Annotated in this window: 27 protein-coding genes; 20 read left to right on the top strand and 7 right to left on the bottom strand. The window is 34.1% G+C overall.

The genetic code is table 11. From position 1 onward, the window contains the following. Positions 1-510: 510 nt before the first annotated feature. The gene (locus tag KI659_RS18035; protein WP_213946786.1) at positions 511-933 is read left to right on the top strand and encodes a hypothetical protein; all 423 of its coding nucleotides are present in this window, start codon (positions 511-513) and stop codon (positions 931-933) included. A gap of 35 nt (positions 934-968) precedes the next feature. Here the strand turns inward: KI659_RS18035 and KI659_RS18030 are convergent, their stop codons facing one another. Then, positions 969-2,654, bottom strand: coding sequence for a hypothetical protein (locus KI659_RS18030; RefSeq protein WP_213946785.1), 1,686 nt, complete (start codon positions 2,652-2,654; stop codon positions 969-971). Positions 2,655-2,701: 47 nt separating this feature from the next. Here KI659_RS18030 and KI659_RS18025 point away from each other — a divergent pair, with 47 nt between their 5' ends. From KI659_RS18025 to KI659_RS17945, 17 genes are all read left to right on the top strand, one after another. Then, a complete protein-coding gene (locus tag KI659_RS18025) occupies positions 2,702-3,196 on the top strand; it encodes a phage terminase small subunit P27 family (protein ID WP_213946784.1) in 495 nt (164 codons plus the stop codon). Positions 3,197-3,285: 89 nt separating this feature from the next. Continuing rightward, on the top strand, positions 3,286-4,905 hold the full coding sequence (locus KI659_RS18020) for a terminase large subunit (protein WP_213946783.1): 1,620 nt from the start codon (positions 3,286-3,288) through the stop codon (positions 4,903-4,905). Between the two features lie 133 nt (positions 4,906-5,038). Next, positions 5,039-5,488, top strand: a complete 450-nt coding sequence (locus KI659_RS18015) for a phage holin family protein (protein ID WP_213946782.1) — start codon at positions 5,039-5,041, stop codon at positions 5,486-5,488. Further along, positions 5,489-5,860 (top strand): YcbK family protein, encoded by a 372-nt coding sequence (locus KI659_RS18010; protein ID WP_213946781.1) that lies wholly within the window; start codon positions 5,489-5,491, stop codon positions 5,858-5,860. A 34-nt stretch (positions 5,861-5,894) separates the two neighbouring features. Continuing rightward, positions 5,895-7,109 (top strand): phage portal protein, encoded by a 1,215-nt coding sequence (locus KI659_RS18005; protein ID WP_213946780.1) that lies wholly within the window; start codon positions 5,895-5,897, stop codon positions 7,107-7,109. A 22-nt stretch (positions 7,110-7,131) separates the two neighbouring features. Then, positions 7,132-7,719 (top strand): HK97 family phage prohead protease, encoded by a 588-nt coding sequence (locus KI659_RS18000; RefSeq protein ID WP_213946779.1) that lies wholly within the window; start codon positions 7,132-7,134, stop codon positions 7,717-7,719. Positions 7,720-7,774: 55 nt separating this feature from the next. After that, positions 7,775-9,013 carry a phage major capsid protein gene (locus KI659_RS17995; RefSeq protein ID WP_213946778.1) on the top strand — a complete coding sequence of 413 codons (1,239 nt, stop codon included), beginning with the start codon at positions 7,775-7,777 and terminating at the stop codon, positions 9,011-9,013. Between the two features lie 100 nt (positions 9,014-9,113). Further along, the gene (locus KI659_RS17990; RefSeq protein WP_213946777.1) at positions 9,114-9,305 is read left to right on the top strand and encodes a hypothetical protein; all 192 of its coding nucleotides are present in this window, start codon (positions 9,114-9,116) and stop codon (positions 9,303-9,305) included. Between the two features lie 3 nt (positions 9,306-9,308). Continuing rightward, the gene (locus KI659_RS17985; protein ID WP_213946776.1) at positions 9,309-9,857 is read left to right on the top strand and encodes a head-tail connector protein; all 549 of its coding nucleotides are present in this window, start codon (positions 9,309-9,311) and stop codon (positions 9,855-9,857) included. Between the two features lie 2 nt (positions 9,858-9,859). Next, positions 9,860-10,183 carry a phage head closure protein gene (locus KI659_RS17980; protein WP_213946775.1) on the top strand — a complete coding sequence of 108 codons (324 nt, stop codon included), beginning with the start codon at positions 9,860-9,862 and terminating at the stop codon, positions 10,181-10,183. Continuing rightward, positions 10,183-10,638 carry an HK97-gp10 family putative phage morphogenesis protein gene (locus KI659_RS17975; protein ID WP_213946774.1) on the top strand — a complete coding sequence of 152 codons (456 nt, stop codon included), beginning with the start codon at positions 10,183-10,185 and terminating at the stop codon, positions 10,636-10,638. The genes KI659_RS17980 and KI659_RS17975 overlap by 1 nt, the downstream gene beginning before the upstream one ends. Beyond that, on the top strand, positions 10,635-11,030 hold the full coding sequence (locus KI659_RS17970; protein ID WP_213946773.1) for a hypothetical protein: 396 nt from the start codon (positions 10,635-10,637) through the stop codon (positions 11,028-11,030). Before KI659_RS17975 ends, KI659_RS17970 begins: the two co-directional genes overlap by 4 nt. 52 nt (positions 11,031-11,082) lie before the next feature. Next, entirely contained in the window at positions 11,083-11,517 is a 435-nt protein-coding gene (locus KI659_RS17965; protein ID WP_213946772.1) for a phage tail tube protein, read from the top strand. A gap of 103 nt (positions 11,518-11,620) precedes the next feature. After that, positions 11,621-11,923, top strand: coding sequence for a hypothetical protein (locus KI659_RS17960; protein WP_213946771.1), 303 nt, complete (start codon positions 11,621-11,623; stop codon positions 11,921-11,923). Between the two features lie 365 nt (positions 11,924-12,288). Further along, complete coding sequence (locus tag KI659_RS17955; protein WP_213946770.1) at positions 12,289-14,697, top strand: phage tail tape measure protein; 2,409 nt, start codon at positions 12,289-12,291, stop codon at positions 14,695-14,697. A 6-nt stretch (positions 14,698-14,703) separates the two neighbouring features. After that, positions 14,704-19,674 carry a LamG-like jellyroll fold domain-containing protein gene (locus KI659_RS17950; RefSeq protein WP_213946769.1) on the top strand — a complete coding sequence of 1,657 codons (4,971 nt, stop codon included), beginning with the start codon at positions 14,704-14,706 and terminating at the stop codon, positions 19,672-19,674. A 125-nt stretch (positions 19,675-19,799) separates the two neighbouring features. Continuing rightward, positions 19,800-20,156: a DUF2493 domain-containing protein gene (locus tag KI659_RS17945; RefSeq protein ID WP_213946768.1), complete on the top strand. Its 357-nt coding sequence runs from the start codon at positions 19,800-19,802 to the stop codon at positions 20,154-20,156. 41 nt (positions 20,157-20,197) lie between these two features. On the opposite strand, the gene KI659_RS17940 is transcribed toward KI659_RS17945, so the two are convergent. Further along, entirely contained in the window at positions 20,198-22,477 is a 2,280-nt protein-coding gene (locus KI659_RS17940; RefSeq protein WP_213946767.1) for a DNA-methyltransferase, read from the bottom strand. Positions 22,478-22,549: 72 nt separating this feature from the next. On the opposite strand from KI659_RS17940, the gene KI659_RS17935 reads away from it, so the two are divergent. Continuing rightward, positions 22,550-22,792: a helix-turn-helix domain-containing protein gene (locus tag KI659_RS17935; protein ID WP_213946766.1), complete on the top strand. Its 243-nt coding sequence runs from the start codon at positions 22,550-22,552 to the stop codon at positions 22,790-22,792. Beyond that, positions 22,789-23,373 carry an HNH endonuclease gene (locus KI659_RS17930; RefSeq protein ID WP_213946765.1) on the top strand — a complete coding sequence of 195 codons (585 nt, stop codon included), beginning with the start codon at positions 22,789-22,791 and terminating at the stop codon, positions 23,371-23,373. The genes KI659_RS17935 and KI659_RS17930 overlap by 4 nt, the downstream gene beginning before the upstream one ends. A 49-nt stretch (positions 23,374-23,422) precedes the next feature. Here KI659_RS17930 and KI659_RS17925 read toward each other — a convergent pair whose 3' ends face one another. The 5 genes from KI659_RS17925 to KI659_RS17905 form a co-directional block, all read right to left on the bottom strand. Next, positions 23,423-23,614 (bottom strand): hypothetical protein, encoded by a 192-nt coding sequence (locus tag KI659_RS17925; RefSeq protein WP_213946764.1) that lies wholly within the window; start codon positions 23,612-23,614, stop codon positions 23,423-23,425. Between the two features lies 1 nt (position 23,615). Next, positions 23,616-24,044 (bottom strand): hypothetical protein, encoded by a 429-nt coding sequence (locus KI659_RS17920; RefSeq protein ID WP_213946763.1) that lies wholly within the window; start codon positions 24,042-24,044, stop codon positions 23,616-23,618. Between the two features lie 233 nt (positions 24,045-24,277). Next, positions 24,278-25,342 (bottom strand): hypothetical protein, encoded by a 1,065-nt coding sequence (locus KI659_RS17915; protein ID WP_213946762.1) that lies wholly within the window; start codon positions 25,340-25,342, stop codon positions 24,278-24,280. Positions 25,343-25,510: 168 nt separating this feature from the next. Next, positions 25,511-25,897, bottom strand: coding sequence for an HNH endonuclease family protein (locus KI659_RS17910; protein ID WP_213946761.1), 387 nt, complete (start codon positions 25,895-25,897; stop codon positions 25,511-25,513). A 52-nt stretch (positions 25,898-25,949) separates the two neighbouring features. Further along, positions 25,950-26,218: hypothetical protein (locus tag KI659_RS17905; RefSeq protein ID WP_213946760.1), on the bottom strand; the 269-nt coding region annotated here is incomplete at its 5' end.

The raw sequence follows: 26,218 nt of genomic DNA, 5'->3' as shown, positions 1-26,218 counted from the left end.
GACAATCAACCAATTCCTACACCCCATACCCTTCTCTCCTCCAATCCCTTATATATCAAACAGTTAACCATTCCACCTGTCACTACCTACAACCCATCCAGAAAGCCACCTATCCTTTACATATGACACACTTCCAGAGGTTGAATAAGAGCCACTGTAGGCTTTAACAGGATTGAAGCATGTGGTTACAGCCTTTATACCATTGAAGCTGGCAGAGGCTCTAATTTGGTGTTAGTGCTGTAGCTCCACAATCTTTAAATAGTAGAAGCTTACTGAAGCCTGTACAGATTCCTTCTATCCTTTACATATGACACTGCTTCTGAAGCCATATAAGAGGTGCTGTAAGCCTTAACAGGATGGAAGTTAACACTAACACTGGTTGAAGGAAGATAGCTTGATATGGGGGTTATTGGGTTGGTGTGGTGAATGGTTTGAAAAAAAATAACTAATTCCCTTGTTTTCGTAAGAAGTTAGACTATATTGCCAAAGCACATTTTAAAGTTGATACCTATGAAATTTGAAAATTCCTTTGTCGAATATGAAAACCAAACAAAAGTTTTGGGAGTTAAAGCACATCAGTTGAAAACAGAATTGGCAAACCTAGAAGCCAATTACAAGGAGTATCTTGAAGGTTTTTCTACAACAGTTGATGAAATAAGCACCTCATTAAAAGAGTATTCAATGGATGTTTGTTTTAGGAACAAAATCACTGATAGCAATTGGACTTTAACCTTTTGTATGGATAATAATTTTGATGTAATATACATAATAGAAAACACATATGGAATAGATAGTATAGAGTGTAAAATATCTGTAGATAAATTAAGAGAAGAAATAAACAACCTTGAAATATTAGGCTCCTTTATACATCACATAGTTAAAAACAGGAATAACAAGTCTGCTAGTAAAGATTTATCCATGTATTTTAAATAATTTATCTTCCAAATAACAAACATTATTACTAGGATTTACCTATTAAATTTTCTAAAAGAAGCTACAAACTGATAAATTAAATAACCAATGGCTACATTATATAATATATCCCAAATCTTAACAGCATAATTAAATATGTAAGCCGTGTCTTCAATGTGGTCTTTCCTTTCCAGACTGTTTATATATTGAAATGGATTGAATAAGTAAGTATAATTACTACTGTAAAATGTTAAGAAAGTTTCTGTAGAGTAGCCACTAGAAAGAAATGTAATGAATAAGATTAAAGAGTATATGATAATGAATCCTAAGTACCAGCTTAACGCGTTTAATGGGTTTGTACCATGATTATTAGATAATTTATTTAATGTTAATATAGCCTTATTTAAATTGGTTATTTTTTGAGATTCATCTTTTAAAAGTTCATTATACTCCAGAGCTTTGAATTGTTGGTATAAATAATTATTATGTGAAGATTCGGCTAAACTTTTTAATTCTCGATAGAAGGACAACTTTTCAGAAATTTCAAAACCCTTAGATGATTTAATAGCTTCTTCATTTAATCCGATAAAATTGTAAATTTCTAACCCTTTTATTGAGGATTTATTAAAATATAGAGAATTTATCTGGTGAAGAAATGAAGGATTAATCTCAACTTTATTTAAAATAGAATTATCTATTCCAAGATGTTTTTCACCTTCAAAAAATATGTTATTTAATACTAGGTAATGGTTTATTTTAAAATCATAAAAATGTAATTTTTGAAAAATACAGTTTGAAAATTCTACAAAACCCTTGAAGCTATTGACTAATGATACTTTTTCCACCTCTATATTATTGCAAGAAAAATTTGAACAACGAGATAAATATAATGTGTGCAATTTTAACTTGTCTAGGTATGAGTCTAAATTTCCATTTTTGAAATCACAGTCGCTAATTCTTAGTGTATTATGTTCTATGTTTGACCCCATGAACATATGGAAAAAATCAGTTTTTAGTTCAGAAATAGTTACGAATGGGCAATTTTCTATTAATAAATATATATCAGGTGATGAAAATCCATTAATTCTAAAACTATACTCGAAAATCCTTTCAATATCTACTCTTTCATTATCCTCTAAATCTTCTAAGCTTATTATTTTTTCATTTTCAGGTGTTAAACAAAATGCTTCAACAAAGAAACTTTCGAAATGTGTGTTTCCAAAACCGTTAATTTCAATCCTTTTAAAGCCTACTTCCCCAAACGTTAGTTTAGAAAGGTTACAGTCCTGAAAGAAAAGAGACATATTTAAAATATTTCCATTTTCAATCGATAAAGAATTTAAGGCGGATGTAATATGTAAATATTCTACAGTATTAAAATTTTTAATTTCAATATTATTAAAATAGCATTTTTCTATTTCCAAAAGTTCAGCTTTACCTCTTAAACTGATGTTAACTGTGTCATTATCGCTTAATTTGCAATTTGAAAATGATATTTTCTTATTTTTGCTTTCAAGCTGGATATCTTTTAAAAATGTGCAATTTGTAAATTTAATATTTCTTTCCTTAAGCCTAGTAAAATTTATTTTAAAAAAAGTAAAATCTACATCTTCAAAATAAATATCACTTTCTACGTTTAAGCCCTCTAAATCCTCATATAAATTATAAAAATCATATTTAGGATTTATTTTAAAAATATTCCCTTCCTGAAATTCATTACCTTGAAATTTTGGTATGTCCATTTTTTTTTAATAGATGAGATATTACTTAGTATTATAAAATTTTTAATATGAGCAATGCAGGTAGACCAAAATTAGCAAAAGAAATCAAAGAAGCTAGAGGTACTTTAGAAAAATCAAGGGAATTGAAGAACCCAATGCAACCAGCGAAGGTGAAGAAAGAGGAAATGAAGGTTCCAGCCTATTTGAACCAATATGGGAAAGTCTTCTACAGGTTCTATTTCAATAAGCTTACCGAGCTAGGGGTGCTTACCGTTACTGACTTAGACACCCTAGGCTTAATGAGTGCTGAATATGGCAGATACTTAGAATGCCAGTACCACATTCAAAAGAATGGAATGGTTATCACTGGAACTAACAAGAATGGTAGCACCTATGAAATGGTTTCTCCTTACATATCCATAGCTAACAACTGCTATAAGAACTATTACAATATGATGTCTAGGTTTGGGGTAAGCCCTTCTGACAGGCAAAAGCTAAGTACCTTCACACCCACTGAAGAAGATAATGAAGTTTCCTTAGATGCTTTTCTGAATAACAATTAGATTTTATCCATCCTAGATTTTACAGGGGTTGCTGAATAAGCACCCCTTTTTTTATTGACTGATTTCTAATTATTGGAAACTAAGTACCAATGACAGAGAAATTTTTTAATAGGATTGACAGGGATAAATATTTTTATGATAAAGCAAGTGCAGACAGGGCTATTAAGTTTATAATGGCATTTACTACCCATGTAAAGGGTAAGCTGGCTGGAAAGCCTTACATACTTCAGGAATGGGAAAAGAACCTTATAGGAGCTGTATTTGGCTGGAAGGAAAAGGAAACGGGCTTAAGGAAGTACAGAGAAGTTTTTGTCTTCCTTCCAAGGAAGAACAGTAAAAGCACCCTTTCTTCTGCTATTTCACTTTACATGCTTTTAGCTGATGGGGAAAAGGGGCAAGAATTGGTAGTAGCGGCTTCTTCTAGGTCGCAAGCTGGATTCTGCTATGACATTATAAAAGGAATGGTGAATAATTCTAAAGAGCTTTCTAAACACCTGAAAGTTTTCAGGAACTCCATAGAGCTAGAAAAATCCAATTCCTACCTTAAATGTATCAGTGCTGAAAGTTCTGGTATTCATGGAGCCAATATAAACTTTGCTATTGTAGATGAATTACACGCTCATTATGATGCATCCCTATATGATGTAATCAAAACATCTATGGGAGCCAGAGAACAGCCTCTATTACTTTCCATTACCACTGCTGGCACCAATAAGAACCACATTTGCTATGATTTGTATGAATACAGTAAGAAGCTAATAGAAGGGGTTATAGAGGATGAAACCTTTTTACCTTGGGTTTATGAAGGTGAAGATTCCAATGATTTACAGGAAGTTCTAAGCATTGATAACTTCAAGAAAGCTAACCCTAGCTTTGGCTTATCCATCAAAGAAGACTATCTAAAAGAACAAATCCAGAAGGCTAAAAACATGCCTTCCTATTTAAATACAGTAAAACAGCTTCATTTAAATATATGGGTAGACAGTGCTACAGCATGGATTAATAATAGTGACTGGATGCAAAACAGCTTTGATTATGATGAAGAAGATTTGCTAGGTGAAGAATGTTATGCAGGTCTGGATTTGGCTAACAACCTAGATTTAAATGCTTTTGTGCTTCTGTTTCCACAATCTAACGGGAAATTTAAAACCCTGGCTTACTCATTCCTTCCTTATGAAAGTGCTGAAAGAAAGGATAATATTTCTGCTGGTAAAGCCTTCATAGGGTGGAGCAAGAACAATAAGAATAAGCTTTTCCTTACTGATAAGAGAAGCAGGGACGATGATTTCATCTTCAATAAGATTCTAGAATTAGCTGAAAAGTTCAGGATTCTAAACATAGCTTATGACCGATGGGGTGCAGACCAGCTAGTAACAAAGCTAGAAGTGGAAGGATTAAAGTTTACTTCCTTTGGGCAGGGTTATAAATCCATGTCACCAGCCACCAAGAAAGCTGAAGCCTTAATTTTAGATGGGAATTTGCTCCACAATAATAACCCTATTCTTAAATGGTGTATCAGTAATGTGAAAATCGTCAAGGATGATGCTGATAACATTAAGCCTTCCAAAGCCAGAAGTAAAGAAAAAATAGATTGTGCTGTAGCTTTAATAATGGCTATAGGACAATATTTTTTAGATGTTGAAAACGACCTAATAGAAGCCAATTCTAATAAATCTCCATATTCAGAAAGTGGTTTTTTCTTTGTATAATTTTTTTGATATAGGAATAATTACAACTAGTATATATACAATATTTTTCATCTTGTACTTTATGTTCTTTGGCTATATTTCAATCAATGCTTTCTTTAGCACTCTATTTAAATCCATCACATCTTCTTTTGTTGTGAAGTATTTAACACCAATAATAATTTCATTAAATATTATTTTTGACTACCTATTTATAAATGCTGGTGGTATTTATTTTTTAATGGTGTTGTATTGTGTTGATTTTATATTAGGTGTAGCCAAATCAATAAGGTTTAGCATTTTGGCTAGAAGGTTTAAAAAAGAAGGGTTGGTAGAAGCTTATAATGAAGTAAAGGATAAGGTTTTGGTAAGTAAAAAGTTTCCAAGATTCCTACTATCATTGCTTTCTGCATTACTTATTCTTACCCTCCTGAAGTTTATGGGATTAAATGCTATTGTATTTGTTCCGCTCTATTCTATTTTTTATTCTATTTTCATAGGTGGACAGTTTATTAGCATTGTTGAAAATCTTGGTGAAATGGAATTGGTATCTACAGAATTGGTTAAAAAAGTTAAGCAAAAAATTACTGAAAGAATTAAATTTTAAATGAAACTATCTACCAATTTTTCTCTAGCAGAATTTGCTAGCAAAGATGGTTCAGATTTTCCACCAGAAGTAATAGATAATTTAAAAGAGCTTGCTGTTAATCTTCAGGTTTTGAGGGATGAAATAAAAAAGCCAATTCAAATTAATTCAGGCTACAGGTCACCAGCTCATAATAAAAGCATTGGTGGTGCTAAGAATTCTACCCATGTAAAGGGATTGGGAGCCGATATAAGGGTTAATGGGGTTTCTCCAAATAAACTGTTTCAAACAGTGGAAAGGCTGGTAGAAGCTGGTAAAATCAAAACAGGTGGATTGAAGGCTTACAATTCATTTTTACATATAGACATTAGAGGTGTTAAGGCTAGGTGGTAATTGATAGATAGGTAATTATTTAAAACTTTTTGACATGAATTTTAGAAACCTATTTACTAATACTTTGCCTAGTATTACTACCATACAGGAAATTACTTTAGAAAATATAGCTGGTGGAGTTAGTGCAGGAAGTGCATTAACTCTTTCTGCTTTTTATCAAGGGGTAAGCACTATCAGTAATACAGTATCTTCTTTACCCTTTAAAGTTTATAAGGATAAGGAGCTACAGAAGCAATCAGATATTTATTTTTTATTGAAAGAGAAGCCTAACAGGTTTCAAACTGCTTTTGAGTTCTTTAACACCATGCTTTTCTTAATGCAGGTTAAAGGAAATTCTTTTGCCAAAATCATTAGGGGTGCTAATGGTGATGTACTGGAGCTAAGAATAATTGACTTTGAATCAGTTGAAGCAATCATTTTTGAAGATAAGCTTTACTTCAAATTCAATGGGGATAAAGACAAAATCCTAAGTGATTCTGATGTAATCCATTTTAAAAATATTGGCTCTGGCTATTTGGGCATAGACACGGTAAACAATTTTAGAAGGAATATTGAAGTAAATCTAAACGCTCTGGAATACACCAATAAAGTCTATAATGGTGAAGCTTCTTCTATAAGGGGTACTATCACCTATGACAAAGCTTTGGATGATAAGCAAAGGGAAAGACTAAGGAAAGAACTTCAATCTAACTTTTCTGGCAAAGGAGGTAAAAGAATCCTATTCCTAGAAGATGGAATGAAGCTGGACAATACCAACCTAGACCCTTCACAAACCAAGTTCCTAGAAAGCAGAAGCTTTGAGAAATCAGAAATAGCTTCAATGCTTAATGTACCACCTTATATAGTAGGTGATTATTCCACCAATTATGCCAATGTAGAAGCCCAAAACCTACACTTCTATAAGCAAACCCTCTTACCCATAATTACCAAAATAGAAGCTGAATTGAAGCACAAGCTATTTAGCAGAAGTGAAATCCTTTCTGGCTACTATGTAAAATGCAATGTAGAAGGGCTTCTAAGGGGTGACAGTAAAAGTAGGGCTGAATTCTATAAAGAACTCTTTTACCTAGGAGCCATAAGCAGTGAAGAAATCCGAGAAAAGGAAGACATGAATGAAGAAGTGGTAGGTACTACTTACATACACTCTAACCTTATTCCTTCTGAAGTAAGTAAAGACTTCTGGTTAGGTAAGGTGGTGAAAGACAATGCAAAAGCTAAACTAGATGAAGCCAATGCAGAAAACGAATAACACACAGGCTAACTTTTTAAACATGAAAGAAATAAGAACTTTTCAAAATGTTGAATTCAGGACATTTGAAGAAGAAGGTAAAAAATACATTGAAGGCTATGCTTTGAAATTCCAGAAGGATTCAAGGGATATGGGCTTTATTGAAGTCATAGACAGGAATGCTATAAATGATTCTACTGATTTATCTGATATAGTGGCTCTATTTAACCATAAAGAAGATTACATACTAGCAAGAAGAAATAGTAAGGTTAATACCTTGGAAATTTTAGTAGATGAAACAGGGCTTAAATACAGATTTGAAGTAGATGAAGATATTTCCTATATAAGGGATTTATACAAGCTTATTAAAAAAGGTGAGATTTCAGAAAGTTCATTTGCATTTAGAATAAATGAAGACGGTGAAAAATGGGAAAAAAGAGGTGATGGAAAATACATAAGAACCATCACCAGCTTCAAAGGTATCTATGATGTTTCTGTAGTTACCAAAGGAGCTTACCAAGACACGCCAGTAGATGTAAGGAAATTTGAAGATATTGAAAACACTTTAATAAATGAAGGTTCAACTGATTTAGCGTATAACCAGTATAGATATCTTACACTTTTTAATTGATACAAATTTAATTAAAGTAAACAAATTAGAATTTTTTAAATATACTTTTTTTATAATGAAAAAATCCGTTGAACTTAGAAAACAACTTTCTGAATTAGATAAAGAAATTAAAGGTTTGCTAGATTCTGCTAAGGCTGAAAGCAGGAATTTCACTGAATCAGAGCAAACTACTTTTGATTCCAAATATGAAGAAGCTGAAGCTCTGAAAAGAAGCATTGAGCAGGCTGAAAAAGTAGAAGCTTTTGAAGCTAGACAGGCTGGAAATGTGGGTGTAACTGCTCCTAATGTAACCAAATCAAAAGAAGCCTATTCAATCATAGGACATATTAACGCTGTAAGAAGCGGTAAACTAGATGGAATTTTTGCTGAAGCACAAGCTGAAGCGGTTAATGAATTGAGAAGTGCTGGTGTTGCTGTTAATGAAACTGCCAATACTGTTTTAATCCCTGCTTCTAGAAGCTTTGCGGCTGGTGCTACTACTAAAGGTGAAGCCTTGGTAGGTACTGAAAAGGTAGGTTTGATTGAATCCCTATTTGAAGGCTCTTTGCTACAGAAGGCAGGAGCCCAATATATGACAGGATTGGTAGGTAATGTGGACATGCCAAAAGTAGGCACCTTTGATGATGCTGTTTGGGCTGATGAATTGGAAAAGGTAGGTAAGAAGTCTGGTACTATTGGTACTGTACCACTAAGACCTAATAGGCTTTCTGCTCCTTATGTTCTTTCTAACCAATTGCTTATTCAATCTACACCTAGCATTGATGCTGTAGTTAGAGGTGAAATTCAAAAGAAGATTCAAAAAGCACTTGATGAAAGGTTTGTAGCACTTATGCTAGCCTCTGGTGAAGTAAAAGGTGTTGAAATGGGTGCTAATGGTGGTGCTATCGATTATGCCAAGGTTATGGAATTTATCCAGAATGTAGGCGAATCTGAAGCGGACATGAGCAATGCTAAATTCTTGCTTAACTACAAGATTTATTCAGCTGTTAAACAGCTTGCCAAAGGTAATACTGATAATCTAGTGCTAGTGGATGGTAAATTGGATGGCTTTGATTTCATTGCTTCTAATAGAATCCCTTCAAACCTTGCTAAAGGTACTGGTACTAATCTTAGTGCAATGCTGTTTGGTGACTTCTCCAGTGTAGTAGTCGGTCAGTGGGGCGGTATAGCTCTTACAGTTGACCCTTACACCCTAGCGGATGAAGGAGCTACTAAGCTTACCCTTAATTCTTACTTTGATATTAAAGACAGGTATGAAAATGCTAAGGCTGTAGCTAAGGACATTGAAGCCTAATTAGATTTAAATTTTCATTTTCATAAAGGTAGTCTATGATTAGGCTACCTTTTTTTATTGATGTTTAAATAATTATCACTACAATCAGACTTAATTTTTTATGAAAATCAGGATTATAAAACCATTCTCCACTAGTGGTTATTTTACAGGAAGTGTAGTGGAAATAGAAGCTGATAGGCTTGAAGAAGTTAAAGCTAATAACATTATTGAAATCATTGAAGAAATTGCTACCATTCCTTTAGATGCTGAAACAGCAATACCTAAGAAAAGGGGTAGAAAGAAAAAAGAATAACCTATGAAATCCAATCTTATAAAAAGAAATAATGAAAAATTAATAACGCTGGAAGAAAGTAAACAGCATTTAAGAATCCTTCATAATTATGAAGATATTTATATTTCTGCTTTACTGGATGTAGTCACTACTTCTATTTCAAATGATTTGCAAACTGATGTAGTAAGCACAAGCTATGAATTTAATATTTATGAGAAGATTGGAGTGGGTGAAAACATCCATTTTATTAACGCTCCTATATATAAGGTAGAAAGTGTAAGTATTTATAAGAACAATGAAGAAATCAATGCTGAAGACTTTGATTTTACTTTTTCCGATGAATACATAACCTTTACTAGTTTACCCTCTGATTATACCCACATTAAAATAATCTACAGGAAAGGTTTTGAAAGTGCTGAAGATACACCAACAGCTATTAAACAAGCGGCTTTACTTCTTCTAACTGATTTGTATTCCTATAGAGGTACATTGGTTATAGGTAAGTCAGTTATTAGCTTAGACAAGACAATAGACAGACTTTTACAGCCTTACAGGAAAGTAACCTTTTTATAATTATGATTCATTTAGAGGATTTAAAGCATTTTATCACAGTTTATAAACAGCAAGAATATAGAGATAACATAGGACAGGTTAAAACAGAACTTGTTAAATACATGGATTTCTTCGCCTCTAGATATGATTGGCAAAACAGGGAAAACTACAGTGCTAATAACCTTATCACCTCTGATATTTCAATTTTCAAAATTCATTATGATAGCACTATTTCAACAAATGATGTAATAGATTTTGAAGGCAGGAAATACCATATAAAAGGCATTAAGGAATTAGGCTACAGGGAAGGTTTAGAAATCACTGCACAATTTAAATCGGATAGGTAATGAAACTGGTAATTGATTTAGATACAAAGAAGCTCCTACAGAAGCTTCAAAAGCTACCCACTGAAGTACAAGATAAGGTAGTTAAAAAAGCTGTTAGGGATGGTGCAAAAGCCATTCAGAAAGAAGCTAAAAGGACTGTACCAGTTGACACAGGCTTAATGAAGAAATCAATTAAGGTTAAGCAGGCTAAGAAGAAATACAGTGAAGGCTTCCTACTGATTGTCAAAGTTGAAGACAAAAAGCATCACCTAATCGAACTAGGCACAAAGGACAGAAAGCCTCAGAAGGCAAAGAAATTAGCTTTTGAAGTAAATGGTAAGATGATTTATGTAGATAAGGTTACTGGTTTAAAGCCTACACCCTATTTAGGTACTGCCTATGAAAAGAATAAGGACAATGTGATTAAGCAGTTTAAAGCCACATTGAATAACTACATTAACAAAATGAACCAATGACAGTCACAGAAGCTATTTATCATGTACTTTCTGAATCAGAAGAACTTAAAGCCATTTTCAATGACAGGATTTTTCCTTTAAGTACAAAGAAGCAAAAGCTACCTAGCTTGTTTTATCAGATATTTATTTTGGATGTAAACCACTCTAAGACAGGTGGAAGCAAATTGGATGAATACGCTTTAAAGCTTCACCTATTCAGCTTAGATAATTTGGAGCTTACCAAAGCCCAGGAAATAGTAAGAAACCTATTGGATTTCAAGGAAATAACTGATGATGAAGGAAATACGCTTATTGAATACTTCAGGTTTACAGGCTATACAAATGATTATTTAGAAACCGATGAAGTATTTAATGCCACAGTAAACTTTACTTTTTTCACTGCTAGAAATTGATAGGCCAGTAATTATAGGAAATAAATAATTACGACTTTTTAATAATAACAATATGAATAGCAATGCAAACAAAGTGCTTATCAAGCTGAAAGATAAAACTGATTCTGGTGAACCAATTGTCTTAGCTGGTCAGACTTCTACCTCTATTGATTTCACAAACGATGTAAGAGAATATACTTCTAAAACCACTGTAGATGCTAATGGAGTGCCTGTAAGAAGGTATTTACCAACTAGGTTTGGTGCTACTATCTCTATTGAATCCCTTTATGACCCTACAGGAACTTTAACAAATGGGGATATTTTGGAAATGTGCTACAATCAAGTAGCAGTAGATTTCCTATTAGGAAATGATGAGTCAGGAAGTAAAGTAATTAAAGGAGCTGGTTTTATCTCTAGTGCTTCTGCTTCTTTTGGAATGGATGAAACAAGTTCTTCCAGCTTTACACTCCAAGTAGATGGAGGAATTACATTTGAAACTGTAGCATAATATTTTTTAATCTTACTTTTTAAACTGAAGGTGGCTAACTAGCCACCTTTTTTTATTGATACCAAAGTAATTATTAGCAGGAAACTTTAAAATAATTTTTATAATGATTGAGTATTTAAACATCAACGGTGAAGAAATCCCAGTAAGGATTAACAGAAAATCAATTATTCTTTTTGAAAGGAAATTCAAAAAAGGACTGGCTGATTTAGGGAGTATAGGTTTAGAAGAACTTTCTTTTTTATTGTATCTAGGAGTTTGTGAAGGTTATAAGTTTTTAGAAGAAGACAATCCTTTTAAAAAGTTTGAAGCTTTTGAATCAAAATTAGATGAAATGGATTTATCTGATTTTCTAGAAAAAGGAGCTAAAGTAATTTCTGATTTTTTTACAAAGAAGAAGGAGAAGTAAATAATGCTTCTCCTTCTTCGATACTGGATAACCTTATAAACAGAACTGATGAAGCATTAACCCTAGCTTTTGAAGCTGGCTTAGATGTAAATCAGTATTACAGTCTTACTCCTCTCGAATTTAAACACCTTTTAGATGGATATATTAACAGGGTTAAAAAACAATATGAAGTAGCCAGATACATAAGCTACTTCACTATAAAACCCCATTTAAAAGAAGCTTTACAAAAAGAACCCATGCAAAGTTTATTACCTCTTTCATGGGAAAAAGAAAGCAAGCCAGTAAAAAAGCTTTCTAAGGAAGAATTTTTAGCACTTAGAAATAAGTGGGACTTCTAATAAACACCAATAAATTTTTTTATATAAATGAGTAATACAGGAAAAATAAATATTCTTATTGGCGGTAATGCAGAGAATTTTTATAAAGCGATTGGAGGGGTTCAGAACAATCTTAGAAGCTTACAGAAGGATTTAACCAAGATAAGCAAAGACATAAGCTATAGGATTTCTGCACCCCTAGCTTTATTGGGTGGTGTTTCAGTCCATACAGCTTCACAGTTTAGTGACAGCATAACCAAAGTAAGAGGGCTTACACAAGCTTCTACAGACGATTTTAACAGGCTAAAAGAAACTGCTAAGGAATTTGGAGCCAATACAGCTTTTTCAGCTTCACAGGTTGCAGATGGAATGCAATATTTAGCCTTAGCTGGTTATGATACAAATCAAATCCTACAGACCATACCAGCTACCTTAAATCTAGCTTCTTCAGCTGGTGGTGACTTAGCTTCAGTAACAGACATTCTAACCGATACTATGAGTGCTTACAGCTTAGAAGCTGATAAGGCTGGTGAAGTATCGGATATTCTAGCTAAGGCACAGGCTACAGCTAACACATCTGTACTGCAATTAGGTGAAGCATATAAAATGAGTGCTTCTAATGCTTCTTCTGCAAACCAAAGCCTAGAAGATACCACCAGTATTTTAATGGTTCTGGCTGATGCTGGTTTGAAAGGAAGTATGGCAGGTACCACAGTTACTGCCATGCTTAGGGATTTAAAGAAAGCTAGTAATGATGGGGCTGTTAGTGTGGGTGGTTATAGTGTTGCCCTCTATAACATTGAAGGCAATATGAGAAGCCTAATTGACATAATGCGGGATTTTGAGACAGCCACAAAGGATATGACCCAACTTCAAAAGGATTCTGCTTTAAGTGCCATCTTCCAAGAGCAGGCAATTAGGGGTGTAAATACCATTCTTAATACTGGTACTGGAAGCTTAGTAAACTATCAGGATGAATTAGCTAACAGTTCTGGTTTTGCAAAGGAATTTGCAGAATTAATGGAAGGTGATTTAGGTGGTGCTTTAAGGCTAATCAGAAGCAGTTTAGAAAGTGTAGCAATTACCATAGGGGAACATTTAACCCCTTACATGAAGGCATTAGCCACAGTAGTAAATAACCTAGCAAACTGGTTTAATAACCTTTCAGCACCCATTAAAATAGCTGTAGTGGCTTTGGGTGCCTTCCTTGCAATCATACCACCTACAATCCTTGGAATAGCTTCAATGATTAAAATGGTAACTGCTTTGGGTTTAAGCTTCACCTTAGCCACTGGTGGTATTACCCTGCTGGTAGGTGCTGTAGTGGCTGGTGTTACTGCTATAGTAATGAATTGGGATAAGATTAAGGAATGGACAATAAGAACCTTTGACGCTATTAAAATCAAGATTCTAGAATTTGCCCAAACCCTTCTAACCCAACTTGAAAAATACTTTAGTTGGATTCCAAAAGTAGGGGAAAATGTAAAGCAGGCTAATAAAAGCATTCAGGATGAAATAGAAAAAACTAAATCCAAGATTGCTAACAATGAAGCTATTAAGGCTGGCAGAGAAGGCTTTCTAAATTACTCTTCCAGTGTGGACAAAGCCAAAAATTCTACTTCTGGTTTAAATTCAGAATTGAAAAAGCTGAATGACAATAAACCTACAGAAGCTTGGTTAAGGCAGTTTGAAGAAATTTCAAGAAAGTTGTCCTTGGTTCAATTTCTGGAAGATGCCAATAAAAGGTATGAAATAGAAATTGATGAAAAGCTACAGGAAGACAGCTTTTTAAAATCCCTCCTAACCAGAAAGAAACCCATAAACCTTAAAATAGAATTTGAACCTGTAGAAAATGACTATGACAAAGCCATTCTAAAAGGTTCTGATAAGGTTGTAGAAGACTTTAAAGCCAAAAGAAAGCAGGTAGAAGAAGAAGCTAATGATATGCTTAGAAACATTGAAATGTTTTCAGCTGGTATCTTCAATTCTATTACAGATGGGCTAGCAGGCATTATTTCAGGAGATGTAGGGCTTAGCCAGTTCTTTGGAAATATCCTTAGCCAATTTGGGGACTTCCTGATTACAATGGGTGGATTAGGTAAAATTTATGGTGCTTTTGCTGAAGTTCTGCAAAAGACTTTCCTAGAGCCAGTAAGCACTATAGCGGCTTCTATTGGCATGATTGCAACTGGTATAGCTATTAAGGCTGTAGCAAATAATATGAAGTTTGGAGGCTCCAGAGCTGAAGGTGGTAGTGTAAATGCTGGCATGGCTTACCGAGTGGGTGAAAGGGGGGCTGAAATGTTTGTACCTAATACCAATGGCACAATCATAAAAACCAGTGATTTAAATGGCTCTACCAGTGCTATTCAGTTACAAGGGAAATTCAGAATTGAAGGAAGTGATTTGGTTTACATCCTAAATAAAGAGAATACTAAAAGGAGTAGAATTCATTAATTTTTTATGTATAGGACAAAATACACAATTGAATATTTAGATATAAATGGTGCTGTTACATTAATTGATATTCAAAGAAAAGGTTACAATGGTGCTGTAATAGAGCTTCAAAAGTATGGAGCGCAACCTTTAACACTTAAATGGTATGGTGAAGGGGAGTCCAAATTTTCACCATTTAAACCCAGTGAAGCTAGAATAACCATTTTAAGTGAATCAAACTTTCAATTTTTTGAATTTGCTGAATTTCAGGAAAAGGATTATAAGGTAAAAATTTTTAAGAACGGTGAACCTTATTGGGTAGGTTTCTTGGTTCCTGACCATTATAGGGAAGAATTCACTTCTCCTCCTTATGAAATTTCGCTTTTAGCCATTGACTATTTAAGCACCTTAGAAGACATTGATTTTCTGGATAATGAAGAAGGTTTTATCTATTACAATAAGACCCTACTTCAAATATTCCTTTTAGTACTGGAAAAGATTGGCTTGGAAATAGACTTTTATGATGGTCTGGATTTGGTGCATTCCATTGAAACTTTCCAAAACATGCCTATTGATTACCCTACATTGGCTAGGACAAAAATCAACTGCAAAACCTTCATTAAGGATATTTACACTGAAAATCAAACCCCTTTTAGCTGTAAAGAAGTCTTAGAAGAAATCTTAAAATCCTTTGGAGCCACATTAAAGCAAAATAAAGGAAGGTGGGAACTTTCCAATTTTGACAATGAATTCAAACGGTATTTTAAATATTCCCATACTGGCTTATTCTTAGGCTCTGAATCACTTTCAGGATTAACCAAAAGCATTGATGATAAGGAAGTAAAAATAGTCGATGAAAGTGGGGAGCTTGAAATTGAAGGTAGCTATAGGCAAAATTCCATCACCCAAAAAATTACTGGCAGGGATAACACTATTAAGGGTGGTAAATTCTTTGAAGATTCCTGGACTGATTCTAATACCCATAGATTTTTTAATGTGGTAGGTGAAGGTGTAAGAAATGATTCTAATAGACTGGTTTTCAATTCACAGCATGATAATAAGGTTTATGGGACAGAAGAAGAAATCAAAAGCAGCGCTAAGCAAAACTATATAGAATTTGAAATTCCTTTTAGTAGATTACCACTAGCAGAAACCAGAATAGATTACCATTGGGATTTGGAATTCTTTTCGAGGTTGTTGGCTGATTATGATGAAAGTCCTAACATTAATGATTTGAACTTTGATTTTGAAACCTATGAAAATTTCAAAGAGCAACAGCTTAACAATCTGTTTGAAAACCTAGACTATGGGCATTTTCTAGAAATTACCATTGAAAACGAAACTACTGGTAGAACATGGGGAATAAGAAATAGTGGGGGTGGATTAGGTGACTACACTCTTTACATGTTTACTTGGTTTAACCATGTGATTGGTTGGACTGATTTAATAAGTCCTAATTTAGTTGAAGCTGGAATTTTCCCTGAGTTCTTCCTTAAAAGGTACACCATTAATCAGGATGCAGGAAAGGCTGTAAATTTTAAAAATCCGAATTACCAGTTTAAGCAAAGAATCCAGCTTTACAGAATTAACGCTTTAAATTCTTATGTAATTAACCGTGGAGATGTTGGTAAGGTAAAGGTTAGGATTTCCGCACCTTATTTTCAAGGGGTGCAAAACTATCATAGCAATGTACCTACCCAATACCAAATCAACATTAAAAGGGTAAATGCCTATATTTCAAATCTTGATATTACTAATAATGATATTCCTTTACCACAGGATATTACCCATGTGGGTAACAATGGAAGGAATATCAAAAGAATGGAGCCTAAAGAATCCATCATTGGCGATGGAAAAAGGCTCTTTTATGGGGCGTTGATGAATTACTATGAAGAACCTACTACTTCTTGGATTCTTGATGATGCAGAAAACCCACAGCCACTACTTAAACAAACTGCTGAAAGGGTTGTAAAACAGTATAGCAAGCCTTCAGCCATCTTAAGGGGTACTTTATATGTAAAAGAACTGGTAGACCTTAACTACATTTTCTATGTACCTATAATGGATAAATACTTCAATGTCCAAGGCTTAGAAGTTAATGATAAGGAAGGATTAACCCATGTAGAACTAAGAGAAGTGGTTAATGATGTATTCTTTAAGCACTATAACATTAACCTAACAGAAGCCAACACCAGTAACTTTATCAGAATTGATGTAGATGGGCTTTTCGAACCTTTTGAACCTACAGATACAGAGTTTGCTTTTTATGAGCTGGAAAGGAATCTTTCTGAAAGATTTGAAAATTTTAGGAACGGTAATAACATTGGAAATTTTGATTTTGTAAGGGTTCAGGATAATCTAACGGCCTCTTTCAATGGTATTGACCAGTATTTTGAACCAGATTCAATTGATTATGTATCAAGAGGTTTGCTAGGAAATCAAGGAACCAGCCCAAATACAGTTGGTATAAGGGTTTATTTTGATGAATTGCCTACCACAAATAAATTCATTTGGATTGCTTCAAACCAAGACCAATCTTCTTTTACTGGCTTAAGGTTCAATGCTTCTACTAAAAGAATGGAGTACATTAGGCAAAGTGGTAGCGTCTCAACATTTAACATTAATAATGTTCTGGATGAATGGACTATCACCTATAACGGCACTATAGCTGAAGCTGGGGACACATTTATCTACAATGGCAAAACCTATGACATTATAGGGGTTGAGCCACATGTTCTATACTTCCTACCTGCTTTAGAAGGTTACAATGGTTCTAACGCTGATGAATTCACAGGAACCCAATTTACCCTAATTAAAGGTGAAGCGGTAAATAATGTAGTTGAAACCTTTACCCAATTTGAGCCTAACAGGTTTTATTTCATTTACTGCCAGTATGACCATTTAAATAGTAACCAAAGAATTTTGGTAAATGGTGAAGTTGAAGGACAGCTAAACCAAAGCTCTGTTATTTCGATTGGGGATTTAAACCCTATTAGATTAGCCTATTCAGTTAATGAAGGTTATACTAAGGGGTATTTTTCTAGATTCCGTATTGCTGGCAAATTATTGTCAATGGATGAAATACAGCGGTTAAGTAACACCCAAGATTATGAAATCTATTTTCAGAACAGATTAACCAGACAAAGAACTAAGCTGGATAAGGAATGGATTCTAGGATTTAGAAATGACTCCATAGAATTCACCATACCTGAAAATTTCCCTACTGGAAATTATTTGCTTTGGTTCGGTCGTGGAAATATACTATCTAGAAGGATAGGCTTTAATGTGTTTCCAGTGCCATTCAGACAAACCCCAATAGATGAAAACTTTTCCAATATCCAAACCTTTCAAAATGATTGGGAAATCCTTCATAAAGGCTGGGGTGGTGCTAATGGTGGGGTAGTTAAGGAAAATGTTTATTTGGGAACTGATGATGAAGGAAATAGGGCTTTGGTTCTGGAATCACACGGAGACAATTATTCTGGTAATGTTCAGGGTGTAGATAATAGAGGGAATTTGAAATTTCTTCCTGACGGTCAACCTTGGACAAAAAGGAAAGGTGGAGTCATAATATCTAAAGAATACCTAGGCTATGGTTCCTATGAAGTAGAAGCCAAAGCCATTCAAAAATTAGGTGTATGTTCTGCCTTCTGGACTTTCCACTATGAAGAAATTTATCCTAATGACCCTAGATTTGAAAGGTTCTCTGGAAACCTGATAAACCCAAATGAAGTTCAGGATTCTTTATATGCTCACTTTACCTATGAAAATAACTTGGATAGTGTTAGTGGCTCAGAAAGTGAAGCTTACACCATTCTTACCAGACCAGCAGAAACAACGGCTACACCAGCCCCTAAAGGTGGTACAGGCTTAAGGTATAATGGAATAGTAGGATATGCTTTTGACTGGATGAATATTCCAAGGTTGGAAAATTTCAATATGCCATTAACAGTAAGTTTTTGGGTTAAGGTAAATCTTCGAGCGGCCAACAATTTAAGGCATACAATTTTAACCAATGGCACTGCTAATACTGGAGCCTTTGGTCTTCAGGTTTTTTATGGAGTGAATCCAGAATTTCAAATGGTGGCTAAAGCTTCAGGAAGTGCTAGGGTAATTGCCAACAGTCCTGCAAATTCTAAGCCTTATGGTACATGGCAACATGTGGTCATGGTGAATAATCCAGCCAAAGCAGGTAATGAAATTACTTTGTATCTTGATGGGCAAAGGGTGGGAGAAATAGAAAAACCCACTGGAGACTTTACCCCTGTAAACTGGTGGCGTGGTATTCACAATACACCCTTAAGCGGTGGTGGTGCTGGAAATGTTACTAAGGATATTGAATTAGCGGACGTTAGGTTTATTGGAAGGGCAGTCAATAATTTAGAAGCTGGTGCCATGTATGGCAACCCATTTAAAGTAGGAAGAATTGACTTCAATAATGAAAATCTTCATATCCAAGGGGATGAAGAAAATGGTTACTATATAACCAGAAACCATGAAATAGATATTGAAATTCCTTCACATTTGGAAGGTGGGGTAATTGATGAGCCTAGCCTAGCCAATGCTAAATTTAATTCATGGCGTGGTGAGCTTCAAAATTGGGATGTACCAAAAAGCCATCCTGACTATTGGGAAGAATACAGGGATAATTACCGTCCTATGGGTATTGATATTACCGATAACCAATATCATACATATAGATTCGATTGGCATTATGACAGAGTGGATTTCTATATAGATGGACATTATATTGAGTCAAATTTCAATTTTATGTATGGGTTGGATAGTTTCAACATTCCCGACATAGTAGGAAAATTCACCATAGGCAATTGGTTTCCTTCTGGTGGCAATAGATGGGCTGGTAAGGTTGCTGACTTCGATGTAGAGAAGATGTATGTAAGGCGGATAAAATGGACTCCTTACCCGTTGGAAATTGGATTGCATCAAAGGGTAATTGGGGAAACATACCCTAGGGATGGTATTCTTAGCTTTAAGTAGAAACAGAATATTCTACCAGTAGGAAAAGTTAAACTACTTCCTTAAATTAGTAAAGCTTAAAAGTTGCAACCACCCAAAGGGATAGATATTTTTGCTATCCCTTTTTTCATCTTAAACCAATCAACATGAAAGTAATTATAGCTGGTGGAAGAACATTTCAAGATTACCCACTACTCCTAGCCAAATGTGATGAAGCATTAAAGCTTCATTCAGAAATTGAAATTGTAAGCGGAACGGCAAAAGGAACAGACCAACTAGGGGAAAGATACGCCAAGGAGAAAGGCTATACTGTTAGGAAGTTTCCAGCGGATTGGAAAAGGTTTGGGAAAAGAGCAGGGTATTTAAGGAATGAAGAAATGGCAAAATATGCCGATGCACTTATTGCTTTTTGGGATGGTGAAAGCAAGGGAACAGGTCATATGATTGATTTAGCAAAGAAACATGGGTTAAAGATTAAAATATTCAGGTATTATAAAAGGTAGCTTTGCAGGCTACCTTTTCTTATTTAAAGACAAAAAAAATATTACTTATAAAATTCTAATTTGGCTTGTAATGAAGGGCTATTTTTTTGTTTATTTTCAGTATTAATTAATTTAAGTCCTAGTTGACAATATTCTTCACTCATTTCAATATTAATTGAACTTATATTTTTATCCATGCAAGCTCTGGCAGTTGTAAAGCTACCTGCATAAGGGTCAAGCACTATAGCACCTTTATCTAATTTATCACATAGTAGATAAGGAAGTTCTTTTGGAAAGGGTGCTGTGTGACCTAAAGTATTTACTCCTTTGACCATTTTGTAGAAAGGCTTAATATTTACAATGTCAGGAAAATTAAATCTAGGAATCTGTTCGCCTTTTTTTCTAAAATATAAAATATGTTCATAGCAGTTTAAAGGAGCTTGGTAATAAGGAAAATTATTTCCTTGATTAAAACTTCGATTACCTTGAACATGCCCCTTGTTCCAAGCTATGTTTTTAACAAATTCAAACCCAATATCTTTAAACAAGTCTATAATATATGCTCCTAATATCATTCGTTTTTTACCCATTGCAGAAAACACAATATTATTTTCATTGTCAAAATAATCAAATATATTGTAGAGATAGGCTCCTCCTGGTTTTAAAACTCGGTGAACCTGTATAGCATTATTATACATGTCGTAAAGATATGTATAAATATTCTCCCATTGAGAATATTCTTTTGCATTATAATAGGGCGGTGAAGTAATAGCAGAATCAATACTTTCTTCATCTAAATTATATAAAACTTTTTCCGAGTCACCATTATACACAAATACATCATTAACCGTAGATAAATTAGGGTAATTAGATGTTTCAATATTTCCCCTTTTTATTTTATACCTATTAAAAAATGATGATGAAAAGAAATTTGTTTCATACTCACTGTTGATTTCTAGACTTTTAGTAACAACTCTTCTTCCAAATAGCTCTTCATCTTTACTATCAAATTCAACCAATTCCACCAGGTCGTTGATTAGAGAGTAATGTTTAATTAAAAATTCAAGAATAGATTCAGTTGATTCAATATTTACTACATCAAGTTGCCATTTTCGTATTGTGCTAACGTCTATAGTATTCCGCTCATCATTTATAGCCTCTTGTTTGATTAAAGAGGAGAGGGAATATCTTTTCCCCCTATTATATAGACTTTTATCTGGACATACATAATTATTACATTCCCAACTTTTGACGCCTAATACTGGATATGAATTACCCCTCACGTTAGTGGTTCTACAAGCGGGACATGGGATTAATGATTCATTTCTTTCATTTTTCTCAAAAAGAATCAATAAACTAGTTTTTTCCTCTGACTCTTTTTTCAGAACAAAACAATCTTTATAAGTGAATCCGATGTTTGCAATATTAAAATCACAATCTTCAACTTTCAACTCATTTATATATCTACTAGTTTTATCTCTAATTTTATCAGGATGAAAATAACCTTTTACTGTCTTCTCTTGAATAAATTTTTCAGAAAAAAGCACAATTTTATAATATAAATCCCACTTAGAAAATCCATTAATCTCTTCAAAATCTAAAAGAATTGAATAATAACAATGGTTAGAGAGAGTTTGATAGGTTTTTTCAATATGATTAAATATTATTTTCTCTAATTGTTCGGGTTTTTTAGAATTTTCTATGACTTTATCATTGATTTGTAGCACTGATAGACCTTTATCCCTCGTTAAACTTAAGGGATATTCATTTTGTAAAAATTGAAAAAAATCTTCAGTATATTTTTCCGTTGAAACTCCAGAAAAATAGCTATGTAATAATTTACTTGAAAACGAATCAAATATATAGGAACTAAAAATAGAAAGTGCAATCTCCGAAGATTTATTATCCGTACTTAGAGCTTTTTTTACTTGAATAATTGTTTCCTTTTCATTGATTGGGGAAAACAAATTTAAAATAACTTCTTTTTGTTTAGAATTTTTAAACCTTTCATTTATTATCTCCTCAAACAATACCCTGTCATTTTTATCATATGCTTGCCTTATAAATTTTTTTTCATGGTAATTGAAATATATTTTAAGTTTGGCCGAACTATCTATAAAATTTTTTATTTTTTTATTATTGAGGTCAAGTTTTTCATTAATCCTATATATAAGACTATTATACCTTTCTTCTTTAGGTTTTATGCTATTCGGAAATGACCTAAGTATATTTTTTATTTCAACCTCAAATTTCCTATCAGGGGTAACATCCTGAAAGTCAATAAATAGTAAAAATTCGTTAAGTAGTTCCCTGTAGGTTTTTTCAATGCTCATTTCTTCCATGGCCAAATATAAAAAAGAAAATCCCGATATGCGAATTTGGCATACCCTGATTTCGCATATTACTTTGTTGACGTGAATAAAACCATCCATAAAGCGGAATATAAGGCTCTTATCCATCTTTTACGGGAAATCCGTGAGAATGCAGGTATTACCCAAAAGGAGCTTGCTCAAGAGTTAGGAACTGACCAGACTTTCATAAGTAAAGTGGAAACTGGTGAAAGGAGATTAGATGTAATTGAGCTAAAAAGCTTGTGTGACGCCTTAGGTATTGATTTTCAGGAATTTATTAAAGAGCTTTTAAGTAAAATAAAATGAAAGGAGACGACCTTTTAAAGTACCCTAATAACGATTCTGACTGGTCAGAAGAACATTGGAAGAATTTTATTGAATATTTAATAGAAGATAAATTTTTCACTTATAAACAATTGGCATCTGGTATATTAGGACAACTGAACCCTCCCCAGGTTGGTACAGGAACAACTGAGATTGTTAAGCATCACTACCCACCTAGAAAAGCCTGGCAGAATGTGAAAAATTGGTTCTACTCCCAAAGTGGCAGGTGTGAGGATTGTGGCACAAGGTTAGATTTACAAACAGACCATGTAATACCAAGGCAAGAGTTGGGGGTAGAAGCAGATAGGCTGGACAATTTTTTATTGCGATGTAGAAGGTGTAATGTGGTAAGGAGACCAAGCCATAAAAATGGAGGAGTCCTTAATCTTACTTCTTCATCTGCATTAATGTGGATTCTCTTAACCAGAAGGCCCAAAACTTATCCTGCTTTTGAGAAGCTTTGCAGGGATTATGGTATGAAAATGGCGAGTATAAGATTTCAAGAAGCCTGGGCATTAGCTATTTGGCTAGAAAAAGAAGGAGAATACGAAATTGATAAATAGGTGAAAAAGGAAGATAAACCTTCCTTTTTTTGTTCATCGCTTATAATTTTTACATTTTAGTTGCTTCATAAAGTTTTTCCAAGGCCACTGTCACCTTTATATAGTGAAAGGCTAACACCCCATTCACTACAGCAGAAAGAAGCAAGAGAAAGCCTAGAAACACCCCCAAAGAAGCGATTGAAAGAATCACCATGTTAAGGGTTAGAAGGACGATAAAAGTTGCTGGGTTCAAATATTTCATTTCAGTTAAGGGTTTGGGTGTGAATGTTGACTAGGTATTGGGTAAGCTCAGTAAGGGTGACAAGAATGCCAAAAGTTCTATTTCCATCACCACCACATTTAAAGGCTTGTCGGTTTTTGAAGTTTGGGTCTAGCTCCTTGAACTTCTTCACCTTCTCCTTCACCAGTTTCTTCAAATCAGAAGTTTCAATTATGATTTTGATGTAGCTTTTGCAAAGGGCATAGTGGGTAGCTTTAGTAGTCCATAATCCAGTTTTAACTATGGCTTCTGTACGAAAGTCCTTTCTGAACATTTCAATGAAGAACCTATCATTTAAATACATGTCAAATTTGACTTCAATAGTGGAATCTGTAAGGTGTTCTGAAAGGGTGTTTTCCATTCCTTGACCTATGGCTAAGTCATGACTAAAAGTGTTGTTAGTGGTAATCATAGCAGAAAAAATATGGTGTTTGAAAAAGTGAATGTATAGCTAAAAAGCGGGCGTGGATTGCTATACTTTATCTTCTGCAAAGGTAACACTAATTCCCTAGTCAGACAAATTATTCCTGAAATAAAATGAAATTTTCTTGCGTATTTGCATATAAATCACTAAAGATGATTTTAAACTGAAAACTGGTTTTTTGCCATAAAAAAAGGGAGCCGTTAAGCTCCCTCTATTTTACCTTACCTGATGGTAACAGGCATTCCATATATAACCAATTTTACTTCATTGATGTAGCTTATCAAAGCTTCTATTTCGCTATCCGAAAAAGGCTCCCGTTCTTCATTCTTGTAAATGCGTCGGCTTCCTGATTCTTTTAGTCCCATGACTTTAAATGCTTCTGCTTTTTCAAGTGAATTAATGACTTCATTAATAATTTCCCGAGCGTGGAATGGGTTTAGAAACTTGTTCTCTAGACCTATGTAATTGAAGTACCGACCGATATAGTACTTTTTGACTTCTAGGAAAATTTCTTCTTCATGGGGCTTTGGTTCCGCTCCATTGTATAGCAAGTCTTCTAACTTGCTTAGGATTCTACCATTAGTATCAGACCAGTTTTGAACAACCGTCTTCAAACCTATTTGGTCTATATTGTCCTTATTGGAAACAGTGAGTAAAGTGGATGTGCTGACGAGTTTTAATATGCTTTTGCAATTGTCGAAAGCCTCAACACATTCGGACTGCATTTCAGAGCGTTCTTCTTCTGAAAATGATTCCAAATCTTCCTTCAGCTGTTTAGTCCAATTAGCAGACAGTTTATTAAACCAGAACCTGAATGAATCTGCTCGGTAAGGCTCTGGAAATTCCATATCCTTGTTAAAGGTTACCCCTTCATCAAGCAGTTCAAAAACTTCCTTGTTTTTGGCGGGGTTGGTGAAATCCCAAAGTTTAGTATGGATAGTAGGGGTATTAGGGGTAATATTTTGATTTTGAGATAAAATAAAAGTTTTCATAATTAAAATAACAATAGATAATAGTAATATTTGGAGACAGGCTCCATTAACCTCTAATCTACCTTGAGGCAAATGCCGAGACAAATGCTTCCTAATGGAATCTATGTGGGATACTATCCCCTGCAATATTTCAAAGAACTTTTCCTTACCCACTTTTGGGTAAGATGACAAAAGAAAAACAACTCCCCGCTTAAAGCGAGCAACCCTTTTTCTTTTGGGCTTTATTTTGGGATTTCGAATTAGTTCGATTGCTTCCGCAAAACTTAAAAAAAATCGCTGACACCTTAGTGTCATTTCGGCTATAAGAGTTAAAATTTCTTTGTAGGAATCGAACTCAACCGATTTAAATTAGCGCGTTTCTAATTCAGTCACAAAACAAGTAAATTAATGTGGGATTCCCAAAAGAAAAGATGTATTTGCTTGGTACTTACATTTAATTCACTGTAAATCAGTAAAAAAAATTTAAATCATCCCTTTTTCGTTTAGGAGAGATAACAATTTTTCCTTTTTTTCTTTGGTGCAAACGTGTTGAAGCTTCCCATTCTTCATTTCCTGCACATATTCCTTCAGGGTGGTTACACCTCTGGTTACCGCTGTCTTCTGCTGGTGGCTATACCAAGACAGGGTTTGCAGGTTGTCCCATTCTAATTCAAGGTCAGGACAAATAGAACGGCTAATAATGTGGTCTACAATTTCACCAGCTTCAACCAAATCAAATTGGGCTTTCAGTTCATCCAGTGGGTTTGCTTCAATGTACTTTTTTCTTAGGCTCCTCCAAGGCTTTAGCCTGTAGAAATTATCTTTTTCGTTTTTCGTCCAGCTTTGGTTACTCCAATTCTTATTACTCATACTCATGTTTGGTTTGTCTATATAAGTAAGCAGTAATATATTTAAATAAAAGCTAGCTAATGTTATACTCCCTTTCCCACTTTAGGAAGGTTTGATACTTTATGTTATTTTCTTCACAGAATTTAGTTTTTGTACCATTATAATTTTTGAACTTCTTTAAATAAGAAAGTTTATCTTCCTCTGTATAAAATGTTCTTTTCCTTACTCTTTCTGGTTTCGCTTCATCATCTGAGGCGTACAGGAATTCAACTATGCTTTTTATCTTGTCAAAATCTAATTCGAGGAGAGAAGGGTATGGGGTGTAGGAATTGGTTGATTGTC

Source organism: Litoribacter ruber (genome assembly GCF_018449405.1).
Classification (GTDB): Bacteria; Bacteroidota; Bacteroidia; order Cytophagales; family Cyclobacteriaceae; genus Litoribacter; species Litoribacter ruber.
This window is presented reverse-complemented; position numbering and strand designations above follow the sequence as displayed.

Bases quoted from the DNA above. Each gene is read 5' to 3' on its own strand.
- KI659_RS18035 (WP_213946786.1), top strand. From the start codon at position 511: ATGAAATTTGAAAATTCCTTTGTCGAATATGAAAACCAAACAAAAGTT.
- KI659_RS18030 (WP_213946785.1), bottom strand. From the start codon at position 2,654: ATGGACATACCAAAATTTCAAGGTAATGAATTTCAGGAAGGGAATATT.
- KI659_RS18025 (WP_213946784.1), top strand. From the start codon at position 2,702: ATGAGCAATGCAGGTAGACCAAAATTAGCAAAAGAAATCAAAGAAGCT.
- KI659_RS18020 (WP_213946783.1), top strand. From the start codon at position 3,286: ATGACAGAGAAATTTTTTAATAGGATTGACAGGGATAAATATTTTTAT.
- KI659_RS18010 (WP_213946781.1), top strand. From the start codon at position 5,489: ATGAAACTATCTACCAATTTTTCTCTAGCAGAATTTGCTAGCAAAGAT.
- KI659_RS18005 (WP_213946780.1), top strand. From the start codon at position 5,895: ATGAATTTTAGAAACCTATTTACTAATACTTTGCCTAGTATTACTACC.
- KI659_RS18000 (WP_213946779.1), top strand. From the start codon at position 7,132: ATGAAAGAAATAAGAACTTTTCAAAATGTTGAATTCAGGACATTTGAA.
- KI659_RS17995 (WP_213946778.1), top strand. From the start codon at position 7,775: ATGAAAAAATCCGTTGAACTTAGAAAACAACTTTCTGAATTAGATAAA.
- KI659_RS17990 (WP_213946777.1), top strand. From the start codon at position 9,114: ATGAAAATCAGGATTATAAAACCATTCTCCACTAGTGGTTATTTTACA.
- KI659_RS17985 (WP_213946776.1), top strand. From the start codon at position 9,309: ATGAAATCCAATCTTATAAAAAGAAATAATGAAAAATTAATAACGCTG.
- KI659_RS17980 (WP_213946775.1), top strand. From the start codon at position 9,860: ATGATTCATTTAGAGGATTTAAAGCATTTTATCACAGTTTATAAACAG.
- KI659_RS17975 (WP_213946774.1), top strand. From the start codon at position 10,183: ATGAAACTGGTAATTGATTTAGATACAAAGAAGCTCCTACAGAAGCTT.
- KI659_RS17970 (WP_213946773.1), top strand. From the start codon at position 10,635: ATGACAGTCACAGAAGCTATTTATCATGTACTTTCTGAATCAGAAGAA.
- KI659_RS17965 (WP_213946772.1), top strand. From the start codon at position 11,083: ATGAATAGCAATGCAAACAAAGTGCTTATCAAGCTGAAAGATAAAACT.
- KI659_RS17960 (WP_213946771.1), top strand. From the start codon at position 11,621: ATGATTGAGTATTTAAACATCAACGGTGAAGAAATCCCAGTAAGGATT.
- KI659_RS17955 (WP_213946770.1), top strand. From the start codon at position 12,289: ATGAGTAATACAGGAAAAATAAATATTCTTATTGGCGGTAATGCAGAG.
- KI659_RS17950 (WP_213946769.1), top strand. From the start codon at position 14,704: ATGTATAGGACAAAATACACAATTGAATATTTAGATATAAATGGTGCT.
- KI659_RS17945 (WP_213946768.1), top strand. From the start codon at position 19,800: ATGAAAGTAATTATAGCTGGTGGAAGAACATTTCAAGATTACCCACTA.
- KI659_RS17940 (WP_213946767.1), bottom strand. From the start codon at position 22,477: ATGGAAGAAATGAGCATTGAAAAAACCTACAGGGAACTACTTAACGAA.
- KI659_RS17930 (WP_213946765.1), top strand. From the start codon at position 22,789: ATGAAAGGAGACGACCTTTTAAAGTACCCTAATAACGATTCTGACTGG.
- KI659_RS17925 (WP_213946764.1), bottom strand. From the start codon at position 23,614: ATGAAATATTTGAACCCAGCAACTTTTATCGTCCTTCTAACCCTTAAC.
- KI659_RS17920 (WP_213946763.1), bottom strand. From the start codon at position 24,044: ATGATTACCACTAACAACACTTTTAGTCATGACTTAGCCATAGGTCAA.
- KI659_RS17915 (WP_213946762.1), bottom strand. From the start codon at position 25,342: ATGACACTAAGGTGTCAGCGATTTTTTTTAAGTTTTGCGGAAGCAATC.
- KI659_RS17910 (WP_213946761.1), bottom strand. From the start codon at position 25,897: ATGAGTAATAAGAATTGGAGTAACCAAAGCTGGACGAAAAACGAAAAA.